4 protein-coding genes are annotated in these 3,865 nt (G+C 60.4%); 3 read left to right on the forward strand and 1 reads right to left on the reverse strand.

All coding sequences use genetic code 11. From position 1 onward, the window contains the following. Positions 1–1,388 (reverse strand): intermembrane phospholipid transport protein YdbH family protein (locus tag PFH44_RS25630; RefSeq protein WP_463671577.1); only part of this gene is annotated, 1,388 nt, incomplete at its 3' end. Between the two features lie 214 nt (positions 1,389–1,602). Here PFH44_RS25630 and PFH44_RS25635 point away from each other — a divergent pair. The 3 genes from PFH44_RS25635 (at position 1,603) to hslJ (ending at position 3,785) form a co-directional block, all read left to right on the forward strand. Then, positions 1,603–2,103: a DedA family protein gene (locus PFH44_RS25635; RefSeq protein WP_167691841.1), complete on the forward strand. Its 501-nt coding sequence runs from the start codon at positions 1,603–1,605 to the stop codon at positions 2,101–2,103. A gap of 147 nt (positions 2,104–2,250) precedes the next feature. Then, on the forward strand, positions 2,251–3,240 hold the full coding sequence (locus tag PFH44_RS25640; protein WP_076945438.1) for a 2-hydroxyacid dehydrogenase: 990 nt from the start codon (positions 2,251–2,253) through the stop codon (positions 3,238–3,240). Between the two features lie 122 nt (positions 3,241–3,362). After that, on the forward strand, positions 3,363–3,785 hold the full coding sequence (gene hslJ, locus PFH44_RS25645) for a heat shock protein HslJ (RefSeq protein ID WP_045855123.1): 423 nt from the start codon (positions 3,363–3,365) through the stop codon (positions 3,783–3,785). Positions 3,786–3,865 lie beyond the last annotated feature (80 nt).

Here is a 3,865-nt window from a genome sequence, read left to right on the forward strand (position 1 = left end):
ATGGCGCTGTCCACCCACTCTCCCGCGCCCTTCACATCCCAACGCGCCTGCATCGGCGTGAAGTGCCCCTCTCCCCAGTAGCGCCACTGCCAGCGGCCGCGGTCGGGCATAAAGCTGTCGGCCTTGCCGTCAAGATGCAGGACGAAGTCGCCCATCTCCTGCTCGTGGGCGCGCAGAATAGCCTGCAGCCGGCCGTCGACGCCCTGCTGGGTGACCTTAACCCCCGCCAGCGGCAGGCGTATTTCATCGATATTGAGGGAGTCAATCACCCGCCCGCGCGAGCGCAGCAGCGCGCCGGGATGGAAAGTCAGCTCCGGGGTGGTGAGCGGACCGCTCAGCCTGGCCGGCAGCGCGGCGTAGACGATAAGATCCCCGAGCTTCGCCTCGCCGGTGAGCCGCAGCGGCATATCGCTGCTATCCATGCTCAGCTTACCGGGCCCGACGTTCAGAACCGCGTTGCCTTTTCCGGCCTCCCCCTGGGTCAGCACGTTCAGGCGCCCGCTGACCTGCATATTCTCGGTTCCCTCCTGCCAGTCGTCCACCGACAGCGCCACGCGGCCGCTCAGCGGATAGCCGGCATATTCGGTGCTCCAGCGACCGTCGCTGATCGCTATGCGTTCGGGGGTAATTTCCCACGGCAGGTCGAGCATCGGCTGCACCTCACCTCGTGGCGTCACCAGCAGCTGCCCGCGGTTTTTCTGCCACTCCAGCTCGGCGTCAACCAGCCCCGGCTCCTGCGGAAATTCGAAGGTACTCAGCAGATGGCCGTCAACCGGGAAGCCGTCCGGCACCAGCGGCATATGGAACTCGCCGACCAGCCTGACCGGCGCCTGGCCTTCAATCAGCCGCGCGGAGAAGTCGCTGACGGTCAGCGCCTGGCCGCGCAGGCGGGCCTGCACGGTGACCTCCGGCCCGCTGTAGCCGATATCCTGCTGCGTCGGCGTGAGCGACATCACCAGCCGCCCCTGCCATTTTTCCCACGGCGACAGGCGCAGATTCTCAATGGTCAGCCAGCTATAGGGCAGCATCGACTGCCATTCCGCCAGGGTGCGCGGCGCGCCGGGGGTGGGTTCACTCTCCGGGAGTTTGCTCAGGCAGGCGCTGTTGATATCCAGCTCATCGAGATGCAGGCGCCAGCGGCTGGGGTGGGAAAGCTGGGCGTTGGTGACCCTTGCCAGCTCGCAGTCGCCAACCATGTAGCGTAAATCGGGGATACGCAGCGCGGTGCGCGTCAGGCGCGGGCTGTCGGTTAGCGAGATCCGGGTCCCCGCCGGCAGCCAGATCCCGGCGAGCGTCGGCACCCAGTGGGTTAGCGTCGACAGCAGCGCCAGCGGGAGCAAAAGGAGTGCTAACACCAGCGCGATAGCGGCTTTATATTTACCCTTCATGGGCGCTTAATATCCTGAATCAACAAAAGTATATGCCGAATGTAGCGCGTATTGTGGCACGTTCGACCAGTGAGTTAAAGTTTGCGTCCTGCCTAAGAATAGCCGCTGCGCCGCCATCGTTGCGGCGATTTTTGACCCGCCGCTGATTTAGCCTTCATTTAGCCAACCCCTGTCACACTGGCTAATCATCATCAGAGCAGGCCGGAGGGCAAGCGTGGCGTTTATCTACTCGCTGATTGAGTCGGCGCAGGACCACTACGCGCTGCTGTTGCTGCTGGTGTTCCTGCTGACGTTCAGTAAATCCTGCGCGATCGTCTCGCTGCTGGTGCCCGGCACCTCCGGTCTGCTGCTGCTCGGTACCTTCGCCTCCGCCAGCTTCGGGCATTTCTTGCTAATGTGGCTCAGCGCCGGGCTTGGGGCAATCGGCGGATTCTGGCTCTCCTGGCGGGTGGGACGCCGCTATCAACACCATCTTCACCGCCTGCGCTGGCTTAGCGCCGAGCGCCTCGCCCGCAGCCGGCTGTTTTTACGCCGCCACGGGGCCTGGGCGGTATTTTTCAGCCGCTTTCTCTCTCCGCTGCGCGCCACTCTTCCGCTCGCCAGCGGAGCCAGCGGCGCCTCTTTCTGGCGCTTTCAGCTCGCCAACGTCAGCTCCGGTCTGCTGTGGCCGCTGATCCTGCTGGCGCCAGGCGCCTTCAGCTTCAGCCTGTGGTAAAAACGCATTATGTTTTAAAGCGATACCTCCACGCAGAGATATACTCTAGAATTATGATTATAACCTGTCATTTAAACTAATTTTTAAGAATTGTACGATTATTTTAAATATGCTACCGTGACGGTATAATCACTGGAGAAAAGTCTTATGAAAATCGCTGTTTATAGTACAAAGCAGTACGATAAAAAGTACCTTCAGCATGTTAATGATACATATGGCTTTGAACTCGAGTTCTTCGATTTCCTGTTAACCGAAAAAACCGCCAAAACGGCCAACGGCTGCGAGGCGGTGTGCATTTTCGTTAACGACGACGGCAGCCGCCCGGTGCTGGAAGAGCTGAAGTCGCACGGCGTAAAGTACATTGCCCTGCGCTGCGCCGGCTTTAATAACGTCGATCTGGACGCGGCCAAAGAGCTGGGTCTGCGGGTGGTGCGCGTGCCGGCCTACTCGCCGGAAGCCGTCGCCGAGCACGCCGTCGGCATGATGATGTCGCTGAACCGACGCATTCACCGCGCCTATCAGCGCACCCGCGATGCCAACTTCTCCCTTGAGGGCCTAACCGGCTTCACCATGCACGGTAAAACCGCGGGCGTTATCGGTACCGGGAAAATCGGCGTGGCAACCCTGCGGATCCTCAAAGGCTTTGGCATGCGCCTGCTGGCGTTCGATCCTTACCCAAGCGCCGCCGCGCTGGATCTCGGCGTCGAGTACGTTGACCTGCCGACGCTGTACGCGCAGTCGGACGTGATCTCATTGCACTGTCCGCTGACCGACGAGAACTATCATCTGCTGAACCATGCGGCGTTCGATCAGATGAAGGATGGCGTGATGGTGATCAACACCAGCCGCGGCGCCCTGATAGATTCACAGGCGGCAATTGACGCCCTGAAGCACCAGAAAATCGGCGCGCTGGGGATGGACGTCTATGAGAACGAGCGCGATCTGTTCTTCGAAGATAAATCCAACGACGTGATTCAGGATGACGTGTTCCGCCGCCTGTCGGCCTGCCATAACGTGCTGTTCACCGGGCATCAGGCGTTCCTCACCGCCGAGGCGTTAATCAGTATTTCGCAAACCACCCTCGATAACCTGCGCCAGGTTGACGCCGGTGAAGCGTGCGCCAACGCGCTGGTCTGATATCCTTCCCCTTTTGTGCCCTCCCCCTGCGGGGGGCACATTCAGATAAGCCCCACAGAATTTGCCTGCAGTACAGTTACACTCCGCTTACCTAAAAGATGTGAAATATTTCTGGAGAAAAAATGAATAAGTTTGCTGCACTGCTGGCGGCAGGAATGCTGCTTTCCGGCTGCGTATATAACAGCAAGGTGTCCACCAGCGCGGAGCAGCTTCAGCACCATCGGTTTGTCCTGACCAGCGTCAACGGCCAGCCGCTCAAGGAGGGTTCGAAGCCGCTGGAGCTGAGCTTTGGCGAGAAGACGTTCGTCTCAGGCAATATGTGCAACCGCTTTAGCGGCGAAGGCAAGGTGTCGGACGGCGAGCTGAAGGTCAAAGAGCTGGCGATGACCCGGATGCTGTGCGCTGACCCGCAGCTTAACGAGCTGGACGCCACGCTCGGCAAAATGCTGCGCGACGGGGCACAGGTCGATTTAACCGAAAATCAGCTGACGCTGGCGACCGCCGATCGCACGCTGGTGTATAAGCTCGCCGATCTGGTTAACTAATTGCCCGTCCGGCAGGCGCCCAAGGGAGCCTCAACGCAGCGGGCACGAGGGTAGCTCACGGTGCCCGCAGAGGCAGGAGT

The sequence above is a fragment of the Klebsiella sp. Ech2A genome (assembly GCF_030078455.1).
In the GTDB taxonomy this organism is placed as follows: Bacteria; Pseudomonadota; Gammaproteobacteria; order Enterobacterales; family Enterobacteriaceae; genus Klebsiella; species Klebsiella terrigena.